The organism is Moraxella nasovis, from assembly GCF_022701215.1.
Lineage (GTDB): Bacteria > Pseudomonadota > Gammaproteobacteria > Pseudomonadales > Moraxellaceae > Moraxella > Moraxella nasovis.
The window spans coordinates 1,144,566-1,164,886 of the sequence record NZ_CP089976.1; the positions used below are offsets into that span (position 1 = coordinate 1,144,566).

General features: G+C 43.3%; 18 protein-coding genes and 1 other RNA gene. 15 read left to right on the forward strand and 4 right to left on the reverse strand.

The genetic code is table 11. The features are described 5' to 3' along the window. Window positions 1-44 precede the first annotated feature (44 nt). The 3 genes from pnp (at window position 45) to LU293_RS05625 (ending at window position 5,497) form a co-directional block, all read left to right on the forward strand. A complete protein-coding gene (gene pnp / locus LU293_RS05615; RefSeq protein WP_242746161.1) occupies window positions 45-2,135 on the forward strand; it encodes a polyribonucleotide nucleotidyltransferase in 2,091 nt (696 codons plus the stop codon). A 401-nt stretch (window positions 2,136-2,536) separates the two neighbouring features. Further along, window positions 2,537-4,585 (forward strand): NAD-dependent DNA ligase LigA, encoded by a 2,049-nt coding sequence (gene ligA / locus LU293_RS05620; protein ID WP_242746162.1) that lies wholly within the window; start codon window positions 2,537-2,539, stop codon window positions 4,583-4,585. Window positions 4,586-4,594: 9 nt separating this feature from the next. Continuing rightward, window positions 4,595-5,497, forward strand: a complete 903-nt coding sequence (locus tag LU293_RS05625) for a DMT family transporter (protein ID WP_242746164.1) — start codon at window positions 4,595-4,597, stop codon at window positions 5,495-5,497. A 6-nt stretch (window positions 5,498-5,503) separates the two neighbouring features. Here the strand turns inward: LU293_RS05625 and LU293_RS05630 are convergent, their stop codons facing one another. Further along, window positions 5,504-6,076 (reverse strand): hypothetical protein, encoded by a 573-nt coding sequence (locus LU293_RS05630; protein ID WP_242746166.1) that lies wholly within the window; start codon window positions 6,074-6,076, stop codon window positions 5,504-5,506. An 84-nt stretch (window positions 6,077-6,160) separates the two neighbouring features. On the opposite strand from LU293_RS05630, the gene rarD reads away from it, so the two are divergent. Continuing rightward, entirely contained in the window at window positions 6,161-7,105 is a 945-nt protein-coding gene (gene rarD, locus LU293_RS05635) for an EamA family transporter RarD (RefSeq protein WP_242746169.1), read from the forward strand. 75 nt (window positions 7,106-7,180) lie between these two features. On the opposite strand, the gene smpB is transcribed toward rarD, so the two are convergent. Then, on the reverse strand, window positions 7,181-7,648 hold the full coding sequence (gene smpB, locus LU293_RS05640) for an SsrA-binding protein SmpB (RefSeq protein ID WP_242746172.1): 468 nt from the start codon (window positions 7,646-7,648) through the stop codon (window positions 7,181-7,183). Between the two features lie 260 nt (window positions 7,649-7,908). On the opposite strand from smpB, the gene nfsA reads away from it, so the two are divergent. From nfsA to galE, 8 genes are all read left to right on the forward strand, one after another. Continuing rightward, window positions 7,909-8,691 (forward strand): oxygen-insensitive NADPH nitroreductase, encoded by a 783-nt coding sequence (gene nfsA / locus LU293_RS05645; RefSeq protein WP_242746175.1) that lies wholly within the window; start codon window positions 7,909-7,911, stop codon window positions 8,689-8,691. 165 nt (window positions 8,692-8,856) lie between these two features. Then, complete coding sequence (gene coaD, locus LU293_RS05650; protein WP_242746178.1) at window positions 8,857-9,348, forward strand: pantetheine-phosphate adenylyltransferase; 492 nt, start codon at window positions 8,857-8,859, stop codon at window positions 9,346-9,348. A gap of 7 nt (window positions 9,349-9,355) precedes the next feature. Next, entirely contained in the window at window positions 9,356-9,604 is a 249-nt protein-coding gene (locus LU293_RS05655) for a YfhL family 4Fe-4S dicluster ferredoxin (RefSeq protein WP_242746182.1), read from the forward strand. Window positions 9,605-9,629: 25 nt separating this feature from the next. Next, window positions 9,630-9,964: RNase P RNA component class A (gene rnpB / locus LU293_RS05660), an RNA gene on the forward strand. Between the two features lie 129 nt (window positions 9,965-10,093). Further along, window positions 10,094-10,966, forward strand: a complete 873-nt coding sequence (locus LU293_RS05665; protein ID WP_242746185.1) for a UTP--glucose-1-phosphate uridylyltransferase — start codon at window positions 10,094-10,096, stop codon at window positions 10,964-10,966. Between the two features lie 9 nt (window positions 10,967-10,975). Then, the gene (pgi, locus tag LU293_RS05670) at window positions 10,976-12,628 is read left to right on the forward strand and encodes a glucose-6-phosphate isomerase (RefSeq protein ID WP_242746189.1); all 1,653 of its coding nucleotides are present in this window, start codon (window positions 10,976-10,978) and stop codon (window positions 12,626-12,628) included. Beyond that, window positions 12,625-13,896 carry a UDP-glucose 6-dehydrogenase gene (locus LU293_RS05675; protein WP_242746192.1) on the forward strand — a complete coding sequence of 424 codons (1,272 nt, stop codon included), beginning with the start codon at window positions 12,625-12,627 and terminating at the stop codon, window positions 13,894-13,896. Before pgi ends, LU293_RS05675 begins: the two co-directional genes overlap by 4 nt. 57 nt (window positions 13,897-13,953) lie before the next feature. Continuing rightward, entirely contained in the window at window positions 13,954-14,979 is a 1,026-nt protein-coding gene (galE, locus tag LU293_RS05680; RefSeq protein ID WP_242746194.1) for a UDP-glucose 4-epimerase GalE, read from the forward strand. Window positions 14,980-15,037: 58 nt separating this feature from the next. Here galE and LU293_RS05685 read toward each other — a convergent pair whose 3' ends face one another. Then, window positions 15,038-16,030: a M48 family metallopeptidase gene (locus LU293_RS05685; RefSeq protein ID WP_242746196.1), complete on the reverse strand. Its 993-nt coding sequence runs from the start codon at window positions 16,028-16,030 to the stop codon at window positions 15,038-15,040. Between the two features lie 6 nt (window positions 16,031-16,036). Beyond that, entirely contained in the window at window positions 16,037-17,137 is a 1,101-nt protein-coding gene (locus LU293_RS05690) for a YjgN family protein (protein ID WP_242746197.1), read from the reverse strand. A gap of 219 nt (window positions 17,138-17,356) precedes the next feature. Here LU293_RS05690 and rdgB point away from each other — a divergent pair, with 219 nt between their 5' ends. The 3 genes from rdgB to clpP all read left to right on the forward strand — a co-directional run bounded on the left by rdgB (window position 17,357) and on the right by clpP (window position 20,308). Next, window positions 17,357-17,965, forward strand: coding sequence for an RdgB/HAM1 family non-canonical purine NTP pyrophosphatase (rdgB, locus tag LU293_RS05695; RefSeq protein ID WP_242746199.1), 609 nt, complete (start codon window positions 17,357-17,359; stop codon window positions 17,963-17,965). Window positions 17,966-18,147: 182 nt separating this feature from the next. Beyond that, complete coding sequence (gene tig / locus LU293_RS05700) at window positions 18,148-19,485, forward strand: trigger factor (RefSeq protein WP_242746201.1); 1,338 nt, start codon at window positions 18,148-18,150, stop codon at window positions 19,483-19,485. Window positions 19,486-19,645: 160 nt separating this feature from the next. Further along, complete coding sequence (gene clpP, locus LU293_RS05705) at window positions 19,646-20,308, forward strand: ATP-dependent Clp endopeptidase proteolytic subunit ClpP (RefSeq protein WP_256462099.1); 663 nt, start codon at window positions 19,646-19,648, stop codon at window positions 20,306-20,308. The last annotated feature ends 13 nt before the right edge of the window (window positions 20,309-20,321 follow it).

Genomic DNA, 20,321 nt, shown 5'->3' on the forward strand with positions numbered 1-20,321 from the left:
CTCTTAGGGCTTTAAATTACCCAACCTATTAGAAAGGAAATATTATGTTTAACACAATTCGTCAAGAATTCCAGTACGGCAATCAGCAGGTTGTCTTAGAGACAGGTCGTGTGGCTCGCCAAGCTAATAGCGTACTTGTCCACATGGGTGATGTATCAGTATTAGTTGCTGTGGTTGTGCGTCCTACTGCCAACCCAGGTCAAGACTTTTTCCCATTGACCGTAAACTACCAAGAAAAAATGTATGCTGCTGGTAAAATCCCCGGTGGTTATGGCAAGCGTGAAGGCCGTGCTAGCGAATTTGAGACGCTGACTAGCCGTCTAATCGACCGCCCAATTCGTCCGCTATTCCCAGAAGGCTACTATAACGAAATCCAAGTAACAGCGACCGTCATTTCATCGGGTAAAACCCAAGATGCTGACATTGCTGCCATGATTGGTACGTCTGCTGCATTGGCAATTAGCCCAGCCCCATTTAACGGTCCAATTGGAGCGGCACGTGTGGGCTTTATTGATGGCGAATATGTACTAAACCCAACTCTTGCTGATGTAAAACAAAGCGAGCTTGATTTGGTTGTTGCAGGTACCAAATCAGCTGTCTTGATGGTGGAATCTGAAGCAAAAGAGCTCTCAGAAGATCAAATGCTTGGTGCGGTGCTATATGGACATGCCCAACAGCAAATCGTGATTGATAATATCAATGCCTTTGCCGAAGCGGTTGGCGTTACCAAACAAGAATTCATCGCTCCTGCGATTGACGAGGCTTTAAATGACGAATTAAAAGCTAAATTTACCGATAAAGTAAGTGAAGCCTACACCATTACTGTCAAGCAAGATCGTTATGCACGCTTAGATGAATTGCAAACTGAAGCCCTAGCTTTAGCAGGCGATGAGACAGCAGAAGACTATGAAGAAAAAGTCAACCACATCAAAGAGCTGTTTGACACCCTAAAATACCGCACTGTGCGTGATAACATTCTATCAGGCAAGCCACGTATTGATGGGCGTGACTTAGAGACTGTGCGTGCCTTGGATATCCAAGTGGGCGTGCTGCCTTATACGCATGGTTCAGCTTTATTCACTCGTGGTGAAACCCAAGCACTTGTGGTCACGACATTAGGCAGTAGCCGTGATGTGAATCTTGTAGATAGCCTAGCAGGCACTAAACAAGACAGCTTTATGTTACACTATAACTTCCCGCATTATTCAGTGGGTGAGACGGGACGTGAAGGCGGGCCAAAGCGTCGTGAAATCGGCCATGGACGCCTTGCTCGACGTGGCGTACAAGCCATGCTTCCTGCAGCAGAACGCTTCCCATACACTATCCGTGTGGTTTCTGAGATTACCGAATCAAATGGCTCAAGCTCAATGGCGTCAGTGTGTGGTGCGTCATTATCGCTGATGGATGCTGGCGTACCGCTAAAAGCCCCTGTGGCAGGCATTGCTATGGGCTTGGTAAAAGAAGGCGACCGTTTTGCTGTACTGTCTGACATCTTAGGTGATGAAGACCATCTGGGCGATATGGACTTTAAAGTAGCAGGTTCTGTTAATGGTATCACAGCTTTACAGATGGATATTAAGATTGAAGGCATTACCAGCGACATCATGGAGCAAGCTTTAAAGCAAGCTCATGCAGGGCGTATCCATATCCTAAACGCTATGAATGATGTCATTGCTGAATCTCGCACTGAGATTAATGCTCATGCGCCAAACTATGCAACCATTGAGATTAATCCTGAGAAAATCCGTGATGTTATCGGTAAAGGCGGTGCTACCATTCGTGCCTTGACTGAAGAGACGGGTGCAACCATTGACATTGACGACAATGGCACTATTCGTATCTTTGGACAAAATAAGGCGTCAACTCGTGCAGCATTAAACCAAATCGAAGTGCTGACCGCTGAAGTTGAAGTTGGTAAGGTCTATGAAGGCACCGTAGCCCGTATCGTAGACTTTGGGGCATTCGTTACCGTATTGCCTGGCACAGATGGCTTGGTGCATATCAGCCAAATATCAGATGAACGTGTAGAGAGCGTGGGTGATTACCTAAAAGAAGGTCAAACGGTTAAAGTGCAAGTGCAAGACATTGACAATCGTGGACGCATTAAGCTAACCATGAAAGGCATTGAACAATAATCATAACCGCAATATTGCAAAGCCGTCAAATGTCAATTTGGCGGTTTTTTCGCAAAAGTGCAATTTTTTATGATTTTAATAAAAGATGCAACCATCATCGGTTTGGTGCAATCATCTTTTTAATGCAAAACCCATACGTCTTTGAAACTGTAGTAAAAGATGGCGTCCCTAGTACACAGCTAATTTTTGGTGTGAACATTAGCTATCCATTTAGCAGAAGCGGCAGGCGGCAAACTCTTGCTAAGATTTAGTTATTTTTCATACAAAAGCGTTTAAAATATTGCCAAATTATTTTTATTTTATAAAAAGTGTTATAAAGGCTCAAATGCTTTAAAATACCATTTAAAAATTGTTAGGCTTATGGTACATTGACTAATTTTTTAACATTGCAACGCTAAACCATGAATGATCTACCAAAACAAACAAGCCCAAATCACGATATCGTAAGCCAAATGCGTCAGCTAATCACTGTGCTAAAGCAGCATAATCATGCGTATTATGTGCTAGATAATCCAACCATCAGCGACAGCGAATATGACGATATTAGAAAGCGACTAATAGCCTTAGAAGAGCAGTATCCCCAACTAAGACAGCCAGACAGCCCAACTGATAGCGTTGGTGATAAGCCATTGCCTGCTTTTATGCAAATTAAGCATGATATTGCCATGCTGTCTTTGGGAAATGTCTTTAGTTATGATGAGCTGATAGCATTTATGCGGCGTATCAATGACCGCTTGGATCAATCCCATCAAAATCCAGAATATGAAATGGAGCTAAAACTTGATGGTTTGGCGGTATCCTTAAAATATGTGCATGGCAAGTTTAGTCAGGCACTAACCCGAGGTGATGGACGAGTGGGTGAGGATATTACGCTAAACATTAAGACGATTCGTAATTTACCACTGTTTTTACCAAAATGTACGAATATTGACCTGCTTGAGATTAGGGGTGAGGTGTTAATGCCTAAGGCAGGATTTGCACGTTTAAATAAGCAGGCTATCGAACGTGGTGAGAAGACTTTTGCCAATCCAAGAAATGCAGCAGCAGGCTCGCTAAGACAGCTAAATCCTGCTATTGCTGCTGCTCGTCCATTGGCGTTTTTTGGGTATTCGGTGAATCAAGGTTTGCCAAGTGATATTACCAGCCAAAGTGGTGCATTGGCATACCTTAGGGAGCTTGGCTTTGAGACTACGCCTGTGCAGACAGCACGCAGTGCAAAAGATATTCAAGCTTATTATGATGATGTGGCACGCACTCGCAGTGATTTACCCTTTGAAATTGATGGTATGGTGATTAAGGTTAATTCACTTGCCTTACAAGAGGATTTGGGCTTTTTAAGTCGTGAGCCACGATGGGCGACAGCGTATAAGTTCGCTGCAGAATCGGCAGTAACTCGGCTGATGGCTGTAGAATGGCAGGTCGGCAGGACAGGTCAGCTAACCCCTGTTGGTAAGCTTGAGCCTGTGAGTGTGGGTGGCGTTACCGTTAGCAATGTAACGCTACATAATTTTGGTGAGATTGGCAGGCTTGGGCTGATGGTAGGTGATATGGTGAGTATCCATCGTGCAGGCGACGTGATTCCTAAGGTTGGCGGTGTGATGGTGGATTTAAGACCAAGCGACGCCCAAAGTATTGAGCTACCCACAAGCTGTCCTGTGTGTGAATCGCCTGTGGTGCTACCAGAGGGTGAAGCCCTAGCTCGCTGCACAGGTGGTTTATTTTGTGCTGCCCAAGCCAAAGAGGCACTCATCCATTTTGTGTCTCGTCGTGCGATGGATATTGATGGATTGGGTAAGCAGTGGCTGATTAGCTTTCACGACATGGGGCTAATTAAGACGGTCGCAGATATTTACCGACTGCCCACACATCAACAAACGCTCGTAACCTTAGAAGGCTTAGGTGAAAAGTCGGTACAAAATATGTTTGCTGCCATCGAAAAATCAAAAGCCACCACTTTGCCGAGATTTATTTTTGCATTAGGTATTCGTGGTGTGGGCGAAAGTACAGCGATGAATCTTGCGACAGCATTTGGTGATTTACCGCAGTTACAGCAAGCTAGTATCGATAAGCTGTTAAGCGTGCCTGATGTGGGAGAGATTACCGCTCATAATATTTATGATTTTTTTAGGGCTGTACATAACATTGAGGTGATTAACGCCTTAATAACGCTAGGCGTGCACTGGCAGCCTTTCACCGCTCAGACGGATTTACCACTTGATGGGCAAACTTGGGTGGTAACAGGCACGCTGTCTGCGATGGGTCGTGATGAAGCGAAGGCACATTTGCAGGCGCTAGGGGCGAAAGTGTCGGGCAGTGTATCAGCAAAAACAGCGGTAGTGCTGGCAGGCGAGAAAGCAGGGTCTAAGCTTGATAAGGCAAACAGTCTGGGTGTGACCGTGTTAGATGAATCAGCATTTTTGGCATTGTTGCATGAGCATCAACGTACATAGGCAAGTGACATGCAAATAAGACAGCACGATGGTGGCAATCTTGGCTCTATGGTTGGGCTGGTTATCGGCTGTGTGCTGTTTGGTCTTGGCAGTTTAATCGTGGCTCATGTTGATGGTGTTGGTGGTTTTGCAATGGCGTTTTGGCGACTGCTGGTATCAACGCTGATTTTTTGGGTATTGGCACGAATGTTTCACCAAGCTTTCCCAAGTCACCCCAAAGCCATCATGTTTGCGTTGCTGTCTGGGGTGGCTTTAGGGCTTGATCTTGGGCTTTGGCATGAGAGTATCTATGCGGTAGGCCCGGGTATTTCAACGCTATTAAACAGTTTACAGATTTTCTTTTTGGCGTTTATTGGCTTTGTGTGGTTTGGTGAACGTCAGTCAAGAATGCAGCTGTTTAGCTTGATTTTAGCGTCATTTGGTGTGCTGCTTATTGCAAGCCCTGAGTTTTCACATAACCAAGCGGCGTTATGGGGCTTTATTTCAGGTATCACTTCTGGCGGATGCTTGGCACTGTCAATGGCTTTTGTACGGCGAACGCATGAGTTTGATAGCGTGGCGATTTTGCCGATGATGACCATCATTGGAATCGGTGGGGCAGCCTCCTTATTGCCTGTAATGCTCATTTACAATCAAGGACAGCTTATGCCCACAACATTTGCTGAAGTGGGCTGGATATTAGTCTATGGAGCGGTCATGCAGTGCTTGGCATGGGGGCTGATTGCCTATAGTATTCCTAAGCTTGCTTTGTCTTTAACAGGGCTTTTACTTTTATCTGAGCCTGTGGCTGCACTTGCTATTGATTATTTTTGGCTACATAAGCCAATCAACAAAGCTCAGTGGAGCGGTGCTGTGATTGTTATGCTTGCCATTTATCTTGGGTCGGTTAGCCAAAGAAAATCACGTTCATAATTAAGATTAATGCGTTTTTGGCGATTGTGGCTGTATAATGACAGGCAAAACAAGCCCTTTGCCAAATTCCCCTGAAAATACATAATCATGCGTCTCGCCTACTACATCATCGGTGGTTTCGATGATTAAAGATGGATTGTCTCCATCGGTTAATGAATGCCCAACGTATTTGCCATCAATCAGCTGATCTAAGACCTTAGCCAGCACTTCTGGGGCTGCCATGCTAACGACGATGCTGTGCTGAGCCTTTTTATCGCTGATGCCATAGGCTTTAGCGTAGTTTTTCACCGCTAAGCTATCGATCGCGATAGGGTAATTGTAACTATTGAGATTTGCTCGAGATTCGTTCGTGTCGATAAGCTGCCAGTTGATTTGGGTTTTGCCATCGGCTGTGATAATAGGCTTAGATTCGCTAAGCTCACTGCCTGATACATTCTGATTTTGTGTCTCATTGCTAAGTGGTGTTGTGTGAGATGTAGCAGTGTCGGTACTTGGCGATGGGCTTTGGGTGCTTTGCTGGTTGCAAGCGGACATCAGACAGGCGATGGCGATTAAGGCGAGTGTGGTATGTGTTTTCATTGTATCAATCAAATAGACATAAAAAATTTGCTGCAAAGGTGAATTTTAGCATAAAAACCCCATAGGGTAAAAACTGGAAGTAAAATGAGTGTATTAAAGCAATTCTCTAAAAAATCACCTATAAAGCCCCACATCAAGGACAGCCCGCTTTTTATGGGGGTGTTCTTAGCGTTATTGTCAAATGTCTTATTTGGCGTGCTGTATGTTTATGGGAAATGGGTCGCCATTTTATCTGGAACAAGTGTGTTCTTATGGCGGCTTGTGATGATGTGGGTTTGTATGACACTGTTTTTAATCCTAACTCGGCAGATGACCGTGGTTGCAACTGACATTGGGGCGATAAAAGGGCTAAAGTCGTGGCTTTGGTTGCTTATTCCTACGCCGATTTTTGCAAGTCAATTATGGCTGTTCATGTGGGCGCCGCTAAATGGTCACGGTGTGGCAACAGCGATGGGTTATTTTTTATTTCCGCTTGTGATGGTATTGTTTGGGGCAGCACTGTTTAAAGAGCGGCTATCACGACTACAATGGTGTGCTGTGGCGTTGGCAGCTGTGGGCGTTACCCTTGAGATAATTCGTACAGGAAGTATTAGTTGGGCGACTTTTTGGGTGTGTGGCACATATCCGATTTATTATATCATGCGACGACGTCAGGGTATTCGGGCATTGACAGGGCTGTATTTTGACACTTGTATCATCGCTCCTGTATGCCTGCTGTGGTTATTAATGAATGATTGGCAAGGCGTTCGTATGGTGCTGTTTGATGGCTGGATTTTGGTGAAAATATTTGGGCTAGGTGCTTTGAGCGTACTGGCATTGCAGTCTAATCTTGAGGCGAATCATCGGCTGCCTGTGAGCTTATTTGGTATGCTTGGCTATCTTGAGCCTGCTTTATTGTTTGTGCTGGCTGTCACCGTGCTTGGCGGAGAGTTTGATATGGATATGCTGGCAAGCTATGGGTTAATTTGGATGGGGATTTTATGCCTAATTATCCAAGGTGTCTTAGTAAGTCGCCGCAGAAGTTACTAAGCGATAAAAATTACTAGGCAATAACGGTCGAAAAATTGCCTGCCGACCGTTTTGATGGGGCGTTTGATACAGTGATTACAGTTGCATATTTTTAAAGCCACGTTTTTTGTCCATTTGCCAATCTCTATCTTTTAAGGTGGCACGCTTGTCATGGAGTTTTTTACCTTTTGCTAGTGCGATTTGGCATTTAACTTTGCCGTTTTTCCAGTAGCAGGATAAAGGCACGACCGCATAGCCTTTTTGGTTGACCAAGCCAAATAGCTTATCAATTTCACGACGATGCAGCAGCAGTTTTCTGGTGCGAATATTATCTGGATTGATGTGAGTTGAGCTGGTTAATAGTGGCTGAATGTGAGCACCAAATAAAAATGCTTCGCCATTTTTAAAAGTGACGTACGCATCGGTAATCGCCATTTTGCCTGCACGGATAGACTTAACTTCCCAGCCTTCAAGCGATAAGCCAGCTTCAAAGGTCTCTTCAATAAAGTATTCGTGGCGTGCCTTTTTGTTGGCACAAATTTGATTGTCAGGTTTTTTAGCCATGTGAATATCCTTTGCTTTTTTGGCTATTATAACAAAAATACCAGACGCTTTTGGGTCTAAAATGAAATTTAAAGAGCTTTTGGGTAACTTTCACCATTTACTAACATAAATCTTATTATTTTAATCAAGCTTATTTTAATCAAGCGGCTTTGGTGGGTGTAAGGTGTTTTTACAAGTTTGCTTTTAGGTGAGATAATTGCTAAGATGAGCAAGTATTTTAATAAATGACTTTACATTCACAAAATTCGTTAGGAAACGTTATGATTGACAGTAAACCAACCTTACAAACTTTATTAGATCACCGCTCTATTCGTAAATACACAGGCGAGCCTATTTCAGAGGAGATGCTGACAGCAATATTAGAGGCGGGGCGAGCGGTTTCTACTTCTAGTTTTTTACAGGCGACCAGCATTGTGCGTGTGGTTGATCCTGCCAAGCGTACAGCATTTCGCCAAATTTCATGTGATATGAATGCCCAAGCCTACGAGCAAGCCCAGGCAGATGGTAAACGTCTAGGTCATGGCTATGTGGAGAGCTGTGCTGAGTATTTGGTGTTTTGCATGGATGCTAAGCGACATCATCAGTTAGCTGACGTAAATACTGACTGGACTGAGGTGGCACTGATTGGGGCGATTGATTCAGCATTAATGGCACAAAATGTCTTGGCGGCTGCTGAGAGCTTGGGGCTTGGCGGTGTGTTCATCGGCAGTCTTCGTAATGACATCGCCCGTGCCAGTGAACTGCTTGAACTGCCAAAGCACGTCGTCCCACTGTTTGGACTATGCCTAGGACACCCTGACATGAGCTCAAAAATCAATCAGTCTCAGCGTCCACGCTTACCACTAGATGTGCTTGTATCTACTGATACTTACCAAGTAGCAAGCGATGCTGCTCTTAATGACTATAACGAGCAGGTGCGTGAATATTATCACGGTCGTGGCATACAGATGGATTGGACAGCTCAGATTGCAGCAACCTTTGGTGGTGAAGTGCGTCCATTCATGCTTGAGTATCTAAACAAACAAGGCTTTATGAGTCGTTAATTATTACTATTTATCGCTTAAGCTGTCCATTTGGTGATTGGACGGCTTGGCAGTAAGTTGGATAATTAAAAATAGGTTTAAAAGCTGCCTAAATTTTGATAGCATAGCGACTTTAGCATAAATTTAGGTCGCCTAAGTTTGCCTCAATTAACCTAAGCTGACGCAATGACAATACATCCCCCTAGAAAAGCCCTGTATCCTGGTACTTTTGACCCCATCACAAATGGACATATTGACCTTGTTAATCGAGCCTTAAAGCTCTTTGATGAAGTGGTTATTGCCGTGGCATTTGCCCACCATAAAAAACCACTGTTTAGCTTTGATGAGCGGGTGGCGATGGTCAAGCAGGTCTTTAGCGATAATTCACGCATTACCGTGGTTGGCTTTGAGGGGCTTTTGGTGAATGTTGCCAAGCAAGAAGGCACAAGTGCTGTTATCCGAGGGCTAAGAGCGGTATCAGACTTTGAGTACGAGTTTGGCTTGGCGAACATGAATCGCAGTTTAGATGAGAACTTTGAGGTGATTTTTCTGACGCCTGCCCAAGAATATTCTTTTATATCATCAACATTGGTGCGAGAAGTTGCTAAGCTTGGTGGCGATGTCTCAAAATTTGTGCCAAAGTTTGTGCTTGATGGCTTTGCCAAAAAGTTTGTTTAGGTGGGTTATGGCGTTAAAGATTACCGAAGAATGTATCAACTGTGATGTGTGTGAACCTGTCTGCCCAAATGATGCCATCAGTGCAGGCGATGACATTTACGTCATTAATCCAAGCTTATGCACTGAGTGCGTCGGGCATCACGACACGCCACAATGTGTTGACATCTGCCCTGTAGATTGTATCCCAAAAGACCCAAAGCATGATGAAAGTCATGAGCAATTATTTGAAAAATACCGAAAGATTACAGAACAATAGACGCTAGGTATGCTATAATAAGCACTTGGCAAGCTAGACGATCGCCGCATATTTATGGGGAGGAAAGTCCGGGCTACATAGGGCAACGTGCTAGCTAACAGCTAGGAGGTGAAAGCCTACGACCAGTGCAACAGAGAGCAGACCGCCTGTAAAGGTAAGGGTGAAAGGGTGGGGTAAGAGCCCACCGCATGACTGGCGACAGTTCATGGCATGGTAAACTCCACGTGTAGCAAGACCAAATAGGAACTCATTTAGGCTGCCCGCCTAGAGTTCGGGTAGGTTGCTTGAGCGTATTGGCAACGATACGCCTAGATGAATGATCGTCCACGACAGAACCCGGCTTATCGGCTTGCCAAGCCCTATTCTTATTTTGTATTCTTGATTAAAATAAGGTAAACTTTACTGATATGTAAAGTTTACCTTATTTTTTTTAAGTATGATGCCAAAGATAACGATTAAGTGGCATGATACCACTGCATGAGCTAAATTATGACCAAACCTACCTATGCTGTCATTCCCACCGCAGGTTTTGGCACTCGTATGTTGCCCTTATCTAAAGCTGTGCCAAAAGAGCTGTTACCGCTTGGCGATAAGCCTGCCATACAGTATGTCATTGAAGAAGCGATTGCTTCAGGGATAAAAAACATCGTCCTTGTTAATCACACCCAAAAAGTAGCGATTGAAAACTATTTTGACATCAACAGCGAACTTGACACTCAGCTTAGAACCAAAGGCAAAGATAATCTTGCCGATAGCCTAAACTTTTTGCCAAATGATGTGAGTATTGTGAGTGTACGCCAAGGCAAACCGCTCGGCTTAGGTCATGCAGTATTGCAAGCTCGCTCGGTGGTGGGTAATCATCATTTTGCTGTTTTGTTGCCTGATGTGGTCCTAAATCCTTATACCACTGATTATCAAAGCCAAAATTTGGCATTTATGCTTGATGAATTTAGCAAAAATGAGCATTCACAGATTTTGGTGGAGCCTGTGGCAAACAAAGATATTCACAAATATGGCATTGCAAGGCTTGATGGCAAAACTAAGACGCTAGAAAAAACCGAACAAAATCAATCCTTTGCGGTAACAGGCTTTGTAGAAAAACCCAAGGCAGATGCTGCTCCTAGTAATTTGGCGGTGGTGGGGCGTTATGTGTTTAACAACGCTATTTTTGAGTTTTTACAAAATGCCAAGCCAAGTGTGGGTGGTGAAATTCAGCTTACCGATGCCATTGATGCCTTGATTAGCACACAAGGGGTAAACGTGGTTACGATGGCAGGCGACAGTTTTGATGCAGGTGATATGACTAGCTATATGCAGGCGTTTATGTATTTTGCTAAACAAGCATTGGGCAAGACGAAGTAAGGCGTAAAGATGAAAGGACATTCAGCCTGTCAAAGCACTTGGCAAGCCTTAGAACAACTTGCCAAAAATGAGTTGGATTTAAATCAATTATTTACGAGCAATCCTTTGCGTGGCAGTAAGTATGCTGTGCAGGCGTGCGATATTTACATGGACTTTAGCAAACAGGCGATAAATGACACGATTTTAGATAAGTTATTGACGCTTGCTGACGATTGTGATTTATCTAATAAAATCAATGAGTTAATCACTGGTAAAAAAGTCAATGACACCGAGAATCGCCCAGCTTTGCACACAGCTTTACGCTCGCCCAAAGATGAGCCGTTATTTGTTGATGGCATTGATGTTAATGTTAATGTGCATGACAGTTTGGATAAAGCACAAACTATCGTCAATCGCATTCGCCAAAAAATCTGGCGCGGCTATACAGGCAAGGCGATTACTGATGTGGTTAACATCGGTGTGGGTGGCTCTGACCTTGGCCCTTTAATGGCGACTACTGCCCTTGATGAGTGGGCAGATACTGATATTCGGGTGCATTTTGTGTCTAATATGGACGGCACACAGCTTGACAGTTTATTAAAAGTATTAAATCGACAAACGACTTTATTTATCATTTCTTCAAAATCTTTTGGCACGATTGATACCTTATCAAACGCCCAAACCGCCTTGGCGTGGCTACTTGGTCGGGTGGGTAGGGATACGCCGTGGATAAAAGACAGTATTTTACGCCGCCATTTTATTGGCATATCCACACGTCCCGATAAGATGAATGAGTGGGGCATTCACAGCGATAATCAGCTTTTGCTGTGGGATTGGGTTGGCGGTCGCTTTAGTATGTGGTCGGTGATTGGACTTGCTATTGCAATAAAGATTGGCATGGGTCATTTTTATGAGCTGCTTGCAGGCGCAAATCAACTGGATAGGCATTTTGCCACCGCTCCTTTTTGCCAAAATTTGCCTGTGCTTTTGGGTTTGATTGGTGTATGGAACAGCACGTTTTTAGACATCAACGCCCATACGGTGTTGCCTTATGATGGGCGGTTGTCGTTTTTCCCTAATTATTTAACCCAGCTTGAGATGGAAAGTAACGGCAAATCGGTGGGGCGTGATGGGCAATCGGTCGCGTACAGCACTTGCCCTGTGCTGTGGGGCGACATCGGTTCAAACGCTCAGCACGCTTTTTATCAATTGCTTCACCAAGGCACGCAAAGGGTGTCTTGCGATTTTATCACGCCCATTCATCGCTATAATGACAGGCAAACGTCCAATGACGAGCTGACCAATCAGCATAAATTGTCACTCTCAAATTGCTTGGCTCAATCTCAAGTGCTGGCGTTTGGCAATGGGGCATTGCCAAGTGAGCTTGTGCCAAATGATGATCAGTTCTCAAAATTTAAGCAATACCGCGGCAATCAGCCGTCCACCACGCTACTTTTAAAGGATTTAAACCCCAAGACGCTTGGGGCATTGATTGCTTTGTATGAGCATAAAGTGTATGTGATGAGTGTAATTTGGCACATCAATCCTTTTGACCAATGGGGCGTGGAAGTTGGCAAGGTGATGGCAAATCAAGTGTATGATGCACTCACAAATGGTGTGATAAGCACTGGTTTTGACAGCTCAACCAATCAGCTGTTAAACGTGATAAAGGGGGCGGTATGAATAAAACGGACGATGCGATTTATGTTGTTGGTGGTAATCATGAAGCCATGAACGCTTGCATTTTACTTGCCAGTCTTGATAAACAAGTGATGTGTTTTGCCTATGACGATGACATTAACCAAACGTTGGCACATTATAAATTTGACAAACAAATGACAGCTCTTTGGGAGATGTATGTGCAAACAGGTAGCATCTGTGCTATGCCAATGGATAATGATGTTATTAAAGATATTGCCAATAAACAGCGTGTATGGTTGTTTGTTGATGAAGTCAGTGATCATGATTTGACGATTTTTGTCAAAAAACAAGACAATTTACACAGCCAAATTATCGTAAGTGGCACAAAGGCAATGGGTGAGATAAACAAGCTTGCCAAACAGCTAAAGACCGCTTGGGTGTACTATTTGCCGTTTATTTTTATGAAAGATGGGGCAAATTTTAGTGCGTTTTTTGGGGCAGATTTACTTATCATTGGCGAAAAAACGGCAGATAGTGTGCAGGCGTGCAAGATTTTACTGTTTTTACAAAAAAATGCCAAAACTTGTGAAGTTGCCGACATCAAAACCATTGAATTTGCTCGCACAAGTATTATGGCAATGCTTGCCACACGCTTAAGTTTTATGAATGAAATGGCACGACTTGCCGACAACCAGCACATCAATATCTGTGATATTGAGCGTATTATGGGTAAAGACAGTCGTATCGGTGGGGCGTATCTGTCGGCAGGTTGGGGCTTTGGCGGTAAGGCACTGCCAACTGAGATTGAGCTGCTATCTAAAACCTTTGCCCAAAACCAAGTTAATACGCAACTGCTTAGTGCTGTGCGTGCTATTAACAGCGACCAAAAAGAGCTGATTTTTCGCAAGTTTTGGCGATATTTTAACGGTTTTATTGAGCATAAAACGGTGGTTATTTGGGGGGCAGGCTATCGCATTGGCACATCTCGCACCACCAATTCTGCTATCCATGAGCTGTTAAATTTGTTGTGGTCGTATCAGATTAGCACGTTTGTTTATGTTAATAACACCGCTTTTGAGTTGTCGAAGCGATATGGTGATGAGCCGTTACTTACGTTAATTGATGAGCCGTATACGCATTTAACACAGGCAGACGGATTATTTATTGTGAACTGGTCAGGCTTATTACCGCCTGATATTCATGAGCTAAATAAAGTTAATCTTCCAATTTTTGATGCTAAAAATATTTTGACAGATAGCCAAGTGGCACAGTATAAGGGCGATTATATAGGAATTGGACGACAGTTGTGATTTTTCTTCTATGTAAATCGTAGGGAGTGTCGCTACACTTTAAAAAAGGATTTAAAAATGAAAAAAATCTTAGTAACGGGCGGGGCAGGCTATATTGGCTCGCACACCTTAATTGAGCTTATCAAAGCAGGGTTTAAACCGATTGTTTATGACAATTTATCCAATTCTAGCCCTATTGCCCTAGAGCGAGTGGCAAAGATTGCTTGCCAAAAAATTGACTTTATCAAAGGTGATGTCTTGGATAAAGCCTTGCTTGCCAAAACCTTTAGTGAGCACAACTTTTTTGCCGTCATTCATTTTGCAGGGCTAAAAGCGGTAGGCGAGAGCGTTGATAAACCTGTTACATATTACCAAAACAATGTGGCAGGCACGCTTAATTTATTAGAAATTATGCAACAATTTAACGTCAAAAATTTTGTATTTTCATCATCGGCGACCGTCTATGGTGACCCTGCCGCCTTACCGATTACCGAAGATATGCCACGCTCTACCACCAATCCTTATGGGCAATCTAAACTGATGGTGGAGTATATTTTAGAAGATTTGGCAAAAGCTGATAAGGATTTTAGCATTATATCTTTACGGTATTTTAATCCGATAGGGGCAGATGTGTCAGGCACGATTGGCGAAGACCCAAGCGACATTCCCAACAATCTTATGCCGTACATCAGCCAAGTGGCGGTAGGAAAATTACCAAAATTATCAGTATTTGGCGATGATTATGACACCCCTGACGGCACAGGCGTGCGAGATTACATTCATGTGGTGGATTTGGCAAAAGGTCATGTATCGGCTTTAGGGTATATTGAACGCCAAAATAATCCGTTTGGCTTTGAGCCAATCAACTTAGGTACAGGACGTGGCACATCTGTGCTTGAGCTTGTCAGTGCCTTTGTCCGCACCACAGGGCAGGCTGTGCCGTATGTGATTGCCCCACGTCGAGCAGGAGATATCGCTGCTTGTTATGCCAGTAGTGATAAAGCCAAAGCGTTACTTGGCTGGACGGCAGAGTTTGACATTGGCAGAATGTGCGTAGATACTTGGCGTTGGCAAAGTAATAACCCTAACGGATATAAAGCCTAATTTAAGATATCCAAATTTAAACCTCTTGCCAGCCAAACCGATTGACAAGAGGTTTTTGTCATTGATACTGCTCAGCTTGCCAAATGCGTTCATCTGTTTTTGGGTGTGTCGATAACATTGACCAGTGTCCATCTTTATCGCCATGTTCTGCCTGCATTTTTCTAAAAAAATTAGCAAGATGAATGGATGAGATATTAAGCTTTTTTAGCTCATCAATGGCAAATTTATCCGCTTCCATCTCCGCTTTTTGTGAGTAGTTAGAAACTGCTAATAAAGTTGGCAGTGCGAGCAACAAATCTGACGTATCACCTGTGATGACGACCACAAGCACACCAACTCCAAGACTGCTAATCGCCTGCTCTAAGCTGTGACGATGCACAAGATGTCCTTTTTCATGAGCCAGCACGGCTAGGATTTGGCGATCGTCATCGGTAAGCCTAATTAGTTCATCAGTGATAATGATGGTGTTATTAGGTATCGCAAGGGCGTTTGCACCAAGCTTGTCACCATTTCGGACGATGATTTTGGCTGTCAGATCGGTGTTTAATTTGTCATATAAGGCGATAATCTCGTCTTGACGAGCCTTTGGTAAGGTGCTGGGTTTGGTCATATCCATGACATACTCTTGTGCAGTGTCGCCGACTGCCATCAAGGTATCAGCAGGCATTTTTTGGGCGATGTGATGAGCTGCCAGCGGTATGCCAAATTTAAACACGCCAAACACAAACACACACATGATGGCAAGACTGACTCCAATCCACGCCCAGCGATTTTCCATTTGCGAGATTTTATTAAATAAGTCGTGATGATTAAGACTTAGCCAGTCGGGTACGTCACCGATAAACTCCACTCTGGCCCCGTCTGCCATCATCAAGACATGGGGCGAATGACTCACCGATGGCAAGTATTCAAATTCTTTGGCAAAGTAGCGTTTTACGGTACTGCCATAAGTGATGGTAAAGCCGTCCATCTTATCTTGATAATACACAGGCATGATGGTAGCAGTGTGTGCCTTACTTACTTGCCCATCAAAGTAGCGAATACTTGTCATTTATCATCACCAAGACACATCAAAGTCAAACACATCGCTAATCTCTTCGCCAAGCGGTGAGACATTATCCACGCTCGGTGTGGCTATCGCATCAAAGTTATCATAAGCGATAAGGCTTAGCGTCTCGGTCTTATACCGATGGATACGCACAGCTGCCCACGGATACAAAAGCCCTAGGGTTAATATGATGGCAAAATAGTTAGTCAAGTGAATAAAAGCGAACTTTAATGGGCTAAAATTAACAAGCTCAAAGCGGTTATTGCCTAAGGTTAATTTACCCCAAATTGCTTTATGTACATAGCCTTGCATAAGTGGTATCACAAGTAGCATTGATAAGTATGCAATGAGAATTAGCCAATGTGTAATAGAGAAGCCACCTTCATTTAAGTTTTTACTTAATAAACCAATAGCTATCAATGCCAATGCCACCAAGATTAGGATAATCATCGGCAGGATGCACGCCTTATACACGTCCCAAATGCTGGTATTAAAATTGAATTTTAATTGTCCAAAATACGTTTCGTTGAATTGATAACGCTTAAACATCCACCACGTTAAAGGAAGTAGTAAACCAAAACTGATAATATTTAATAAAAGTAATAAAAGTATTGCAATAAACAGTCCATAAGCTGCCCCAAGACCACCATTAAAGGCGAAACGCACATTATTATATTGGCTGTTTCTTGCCATAAAGCGTAACGACGAACGCATAAGCCAAGGATAAATGACGAATAATAAGGCAGAGCCTGCGATTGCCACCTCAGGTGAAAACCGCCAAACCGTGCTGACGACAAGATAAATACCGATGGCGATGAGTCGTCCGACTAAGATGCGTTTGGGATTGGCAGTAAAATCAAACGTGCGATTATTAAGCTTGGTGTTACCATAAAAGTAGCGTAATCGGCGTACCTTTGCCCACGGTGAGTAGATGCCAAGCGTTAAGATGGTTAGCACAAGATTGACAATCCAAATCTTAAAATACGCCAAACCTGTACCCAAAAATTCAAAACGATATGCGGTTGGGTTTTGGTGATGTGGGTTAGGACTTGGGGTAGCTTGTGCAGTAGGTGCAGGTTCGCTAATGTCAGTGTAGATGTTTTTTGACATATGAGTCCTTTAAGTAAAAATGATTATTAATTATAAAATCTCATTGTAGCAAGATTATTGCTAAAAATAAACTTGTTAATGACGAGGGTGTACTTATAAGTTACCATATGAATAATTAAAGTGTATTAAATATCGTGCGTAGTTGGTAGTGCGTATCTGTGCTAAAATGAAAGCAAATGAAGTTAAAGACGTAGTAAATGATAAAGTTGTGAGATTAACATGCAAAAAATTGTCCTAGCCAGTAATAACCAAGGCAAACTTGCTGAATTTGAAAGCTTGTTTGCCAAAGCAAATCTACCCTACACCATCACACCCCAAGGCAAGCTTGGCATTAGTGATGCGATAGAAGACGGTTTATCCTTTGTGGAAAATGCCATCATTAAGGCACGCCACGCCAGTAACGCCAGTGGATTGCCCGCCATCGCGGACGACAGCGGACTTTGTGTGCCGATACTTGGCAATGCACCTGGGATTTATTCGGCACGCTATGCAAGCTTAATCGGCGGCGAAAAAAGCGACGCTGCTAATAACGAGCGATTATTAAAAGAGCTTTTGCCACATAGAAAAGATGTACCGATTGCTGGCAAATTTGTTTGTGTGCTTGTGATGGTGCGTCATGCCAATGACCCTTTGCCCATCATTGCCCAAGGAGAGTGGCAAGGTGAGATTTTAGCACAGCTACAAGGCGATAATGGCTTTGGCTATGATCCACTGTTTTATATACCAAGCCTTGGCAAATCATCTGCCCAACTGGATAAATCCGCCAAAAATGCCCTCAGCCACCGAGGGCAGGCACTTGCCAAGCTGATACAATACTTGCGTAACTAACAGATGAATAGGCTGGGTGTGGATTGTTATGAGTGAGTATGATGCTAAATCACTGTTTTAAATAATCAAATGCACTTAGTTGTAAGTTTGTCAAAATAAAGCTATAATAATTGGTCTTTGTTATTTTTCAGGCATTTGGAAGTTTGCCTGTCCAGATTTTTAAACAATTTTAAGGTGAAACTATGAGCAATTTAGACATTACATTAAACGTCATTTCTGACAAAGAGGCGCAGCTGACCGTTAAAGTTCCTGTGGGTCAAATCCAAGGTAAAGTAGAAAGCCGTATTCGTAGTCTAGCTAAGACCGCTAAGATTGATGGTTTTCGTAAAGGTAAAGTGCCTGTGTCGCACATTCGTGCCCAATATGGTGCAGGTATTCAGCAAGAGGTGATTAACGATGTTATTCGTGATACGGTATTTGAAGCACTAAGCGAGAAAAAAGTGCGTGCTGTTGGCGTGCCAAACATTGATGATGTCAAGCTTGAAAATGAATTTTTGGTATATCAAGCCACCGTTGAGACTTTCCCAGAAGTGCAAGTGCAAGGCTTAAGCGAGATTGAAGTTGAGCGTCAAGTAGCCAGCGTGTCTGATGAAGATGTGGACACCATGATTGAAAACCTACAAAAACAACGCCAAACTTTTGAAGTAAAAGAGGGTGAGGTTGTTGATGGTGATCAGGTGTTATTTGACTTTGAAGGCTCGATTGATGGTGAGAAGTTTGAAGGTGGTGCAGCCACAGACTATACGCTGGTTATCGGTTCAGGTCAGATGATTCCTGGCTTTGAAGATGGTATTAAAGGCATGAAAGCAGGCGAAGAAAAAACCATCAAGGTAACTTTCCCTGAAGATTACCAAGCTGAAAATTTGGCAGGTAAAGAAGCTGATTTTAAAATCAACGTAAAAGAGGTTAAAGAAGCTAAATTGCCAGAGCTTAATGAGGAGTTTTTTGAGCTGTTTGGTGTGACAGAAGGCGGTCTAGATAAGCTAAAAGTAGACGTGCGTAAAAACATGGAGCGTGAGATTAAGAACGCTACCCGTAACCAAGTTAAGCAAGCTGCTTTTGACGCACTGCTTGAGAAGAATGAATTTGACGTGCCAAAAGCCATGCTAGAGCAAGAAATTGATCGTCAACGTCAGCAAATGCTACAACGTTTCGCTCAGCAGTTTGGCGGTAATGCAAACTTTGGTGCAGATATGCTACCAAATGAGTTGTTTGAAGATCAAGCCTTACGTTCGGTACGCCTTGGGGTGCTGGTTAGCCAAATCATCGAGAAAAATAACCTAACAGTGGATCAAGACCGTGTTACAGCATTCATTAAAGAAGCCGCTGAAAATTATGAAGATCCAAACGAAGTGATCGAGTACTACACCAATGATAAACAGCAACGTGCTGGCGTAGAAGCGGTAGTTTTAGAAGATCAAGTGGTAGATTATCTGCTTGAGCAAGGTAAAGTCACTGATAAAGAGGTGAAATACCAAGATTTGTTAGCAGCATCGCAAAAAGCTCAATCTCAGTTCTAATCTTAACCAGTTAACCAAGTTAGATACCCTAGCGGACTGCTGGGGTATTTTTTTTTGCCGTATTTGCGTGCATTTTATGATAAAATGGGCAGTATCTATTGCTAAATTTATGACGAAAGTTCCCAAAGATATTTGACAAGCTTATAAGGAAAAATTTTTTATGTTAAATTTGAAACAAAATCCGTATTTTGATCAACTCAGTGATACTTTTCACACCGCACCACAGTCTGCCCTAGTGCCGATGGTGATTGAGCAATCAGGACGTGGTGAGCGTTCTTTTGATATTTTTTCACGTCTTTTGCGTGAGCGTGTGATTTTTTTGACAGGGCAGGTTGAAGATAATATGGCAAACTTAATTGTCGCTCAGCTTTTGTTTTTAGAAGCGGATAACCCTGAAAAAGACATTCATGTGTATATTAATTCACCAGGTGGCGTGGTAACCGCAGGCATGGCGATTTATGACACCATGAATTTTATCAAGCCCGATGTATCAACCATCTGTATGGGGCAAGCAGCGAGTATGGGCTCGTTCTTGCTGTCAGCAGGTCAAAAGGGCAAGCGTTATGCTTTGGCGAACTCTCGCATCATGATTCATCAGCCTTTGGGTGGTTTTCGTGGACAAGCGTCTGATATCGAGATTCACGCTCGTGAAATCATTCAGCTAAAAGCCAAGCTAAATCAACTGCTTGCCGAGCATACAGGACAGCCCATTGAGGTGCTTGAGCGTGATACTGACCGTGATAACTTTATGAGTGCTAAGCGTGCGATGGAATACGGTTTGGTGGATACAGTACTTGATAAGCGTCCAAAATCTCTATCATAAATACGTGGAAAGA

What these genes read in the sequence shown, in the direction of transcription:
- galE (WP_242746194.1), top strand. Translation starts at nt 13,954, where the DNA reads ATGAAAAAAATCTTAGTAACGGGCGGGGCAGGCTATATTGGCTCGCAC.
- clpP (WP_256462099.1), top strand. Translation starts at nt 19,646, where the DNA reads ATGTTAAATTTGAAACAAAATCCGTATTTTGATCAACTCAGTGATACT.
- LU293_RS05685 (WP_242746196.1), bottom strand. Translation starts at nt 16,030, where the DNA reads ATGACAAGTATTCGCTACTTTGATGGGCAAGTAAGTAAGGCACACACT.
- LU293_RS05630 (WP_242746166.1), bottom strand. Translation starts at nt 6,076, where the DNA reads ATGAAAACACATACCACACTCGCCTTAATCGCCATCGCCTGTCTGATG.
- LU293_RS05675 (WP_242746192.1), top strand. Translation starts at nt 12,625, where the DNA reads ATGAATAAAACGGACGATGCGATTTATGTTGTTGGTGGTAATCATGAA.
- LU293_RS05665 (WP_242746185.1), top strand. Translation starts at nt 10,094, where the DNA reads ATGACCAAACCTACCTATGCTGTCATTCCCACCGCAGGTTTTGGCACT.
- LU293_RS05625 (WP_242746164.1), top strand. Translation starts at nt 4,595, where the DNA reads ATGCAAATAAGACAGCACGATGGTGGCAATCTTGGCTCTATGGTTGGG.
- pnp (WP_242746161.1), top strand. Translation starts at nt 45, where the DNA reads ATGTTTAACACAATTCGTCAAGAATTCCAGTACGGCAATCAGCAGGTT.
- rdgB (WP_242746199.1), top strand. Translation starts at nt 17,357, where the DNA reads ATGCAAAAAATTGTCCTAGCCAGTAATAACCAAGGCAAACTTGCTGAA.
- tig (WP_242746201.1), top strand. Translation starts at nt 18,148, where the DNA reads ATGAGCAATTTAGACATTACATTAAACGTCATTTCTGACAAAGAGGCG.
- LU293_RS05655 (WP_242746182.1), top strand. Translation starts at nt 9,356, where the DNA reads ATGGCGTTAAAGATTACCGAAGAATGTATCAACTGTGATGTGTGTGAA.
- rarD (WP_242746169.1), top strand. Translation starts at nt 6,161, where the DNA reads ATGAGTGTATTAAAGCAATTCTCTAAAAAATCACCTATAAAGCCCCAC.
- ligA (WP_242746162.1), top strand. Translation starts at nt 2,537, where the DNA reads ATGAATGATCTACCAAAACAAACAAGCCCAAATCACGATATCGTAAGC.
- LU293_RS05690 (WP_242746197.1), bottom strand. Translation starts at nt 17,137, where the DNA reads ATGTCAAAAAACATCTACACTGACATTAGCGAACCTGCACCTACTGCA.
- smpB (WP_242746172.1), bottom strand. Translation starts at nt 7,648, where the DNA reads ATGGCTAAAAAACCTGACAATCAAATTTGTGCCAACAAAAAGGCACGC.
- nfsA (WP_242746175.1), top strand. Translation starts at nt 7,909, where the DNA reads ATGATTGACAGTAAACCAACCTTACAAACTTTATTAGATCACCGCTCT.
- pgi (WP_242746189.1), top strand. Translation starts at nt 10,976, where the DNA reads ATGAAAGGACATTCAGCCTGTCAAAGCACTTGGCAAGCCTTAGAACAA.
- coaD (WP_242746178.1), top strand. Translation starts at nt 8,857, where the DNA reads ATGACAATACATCCCCCTAGAAAAGCCCTGTATCCTGGTACTTTTGAC.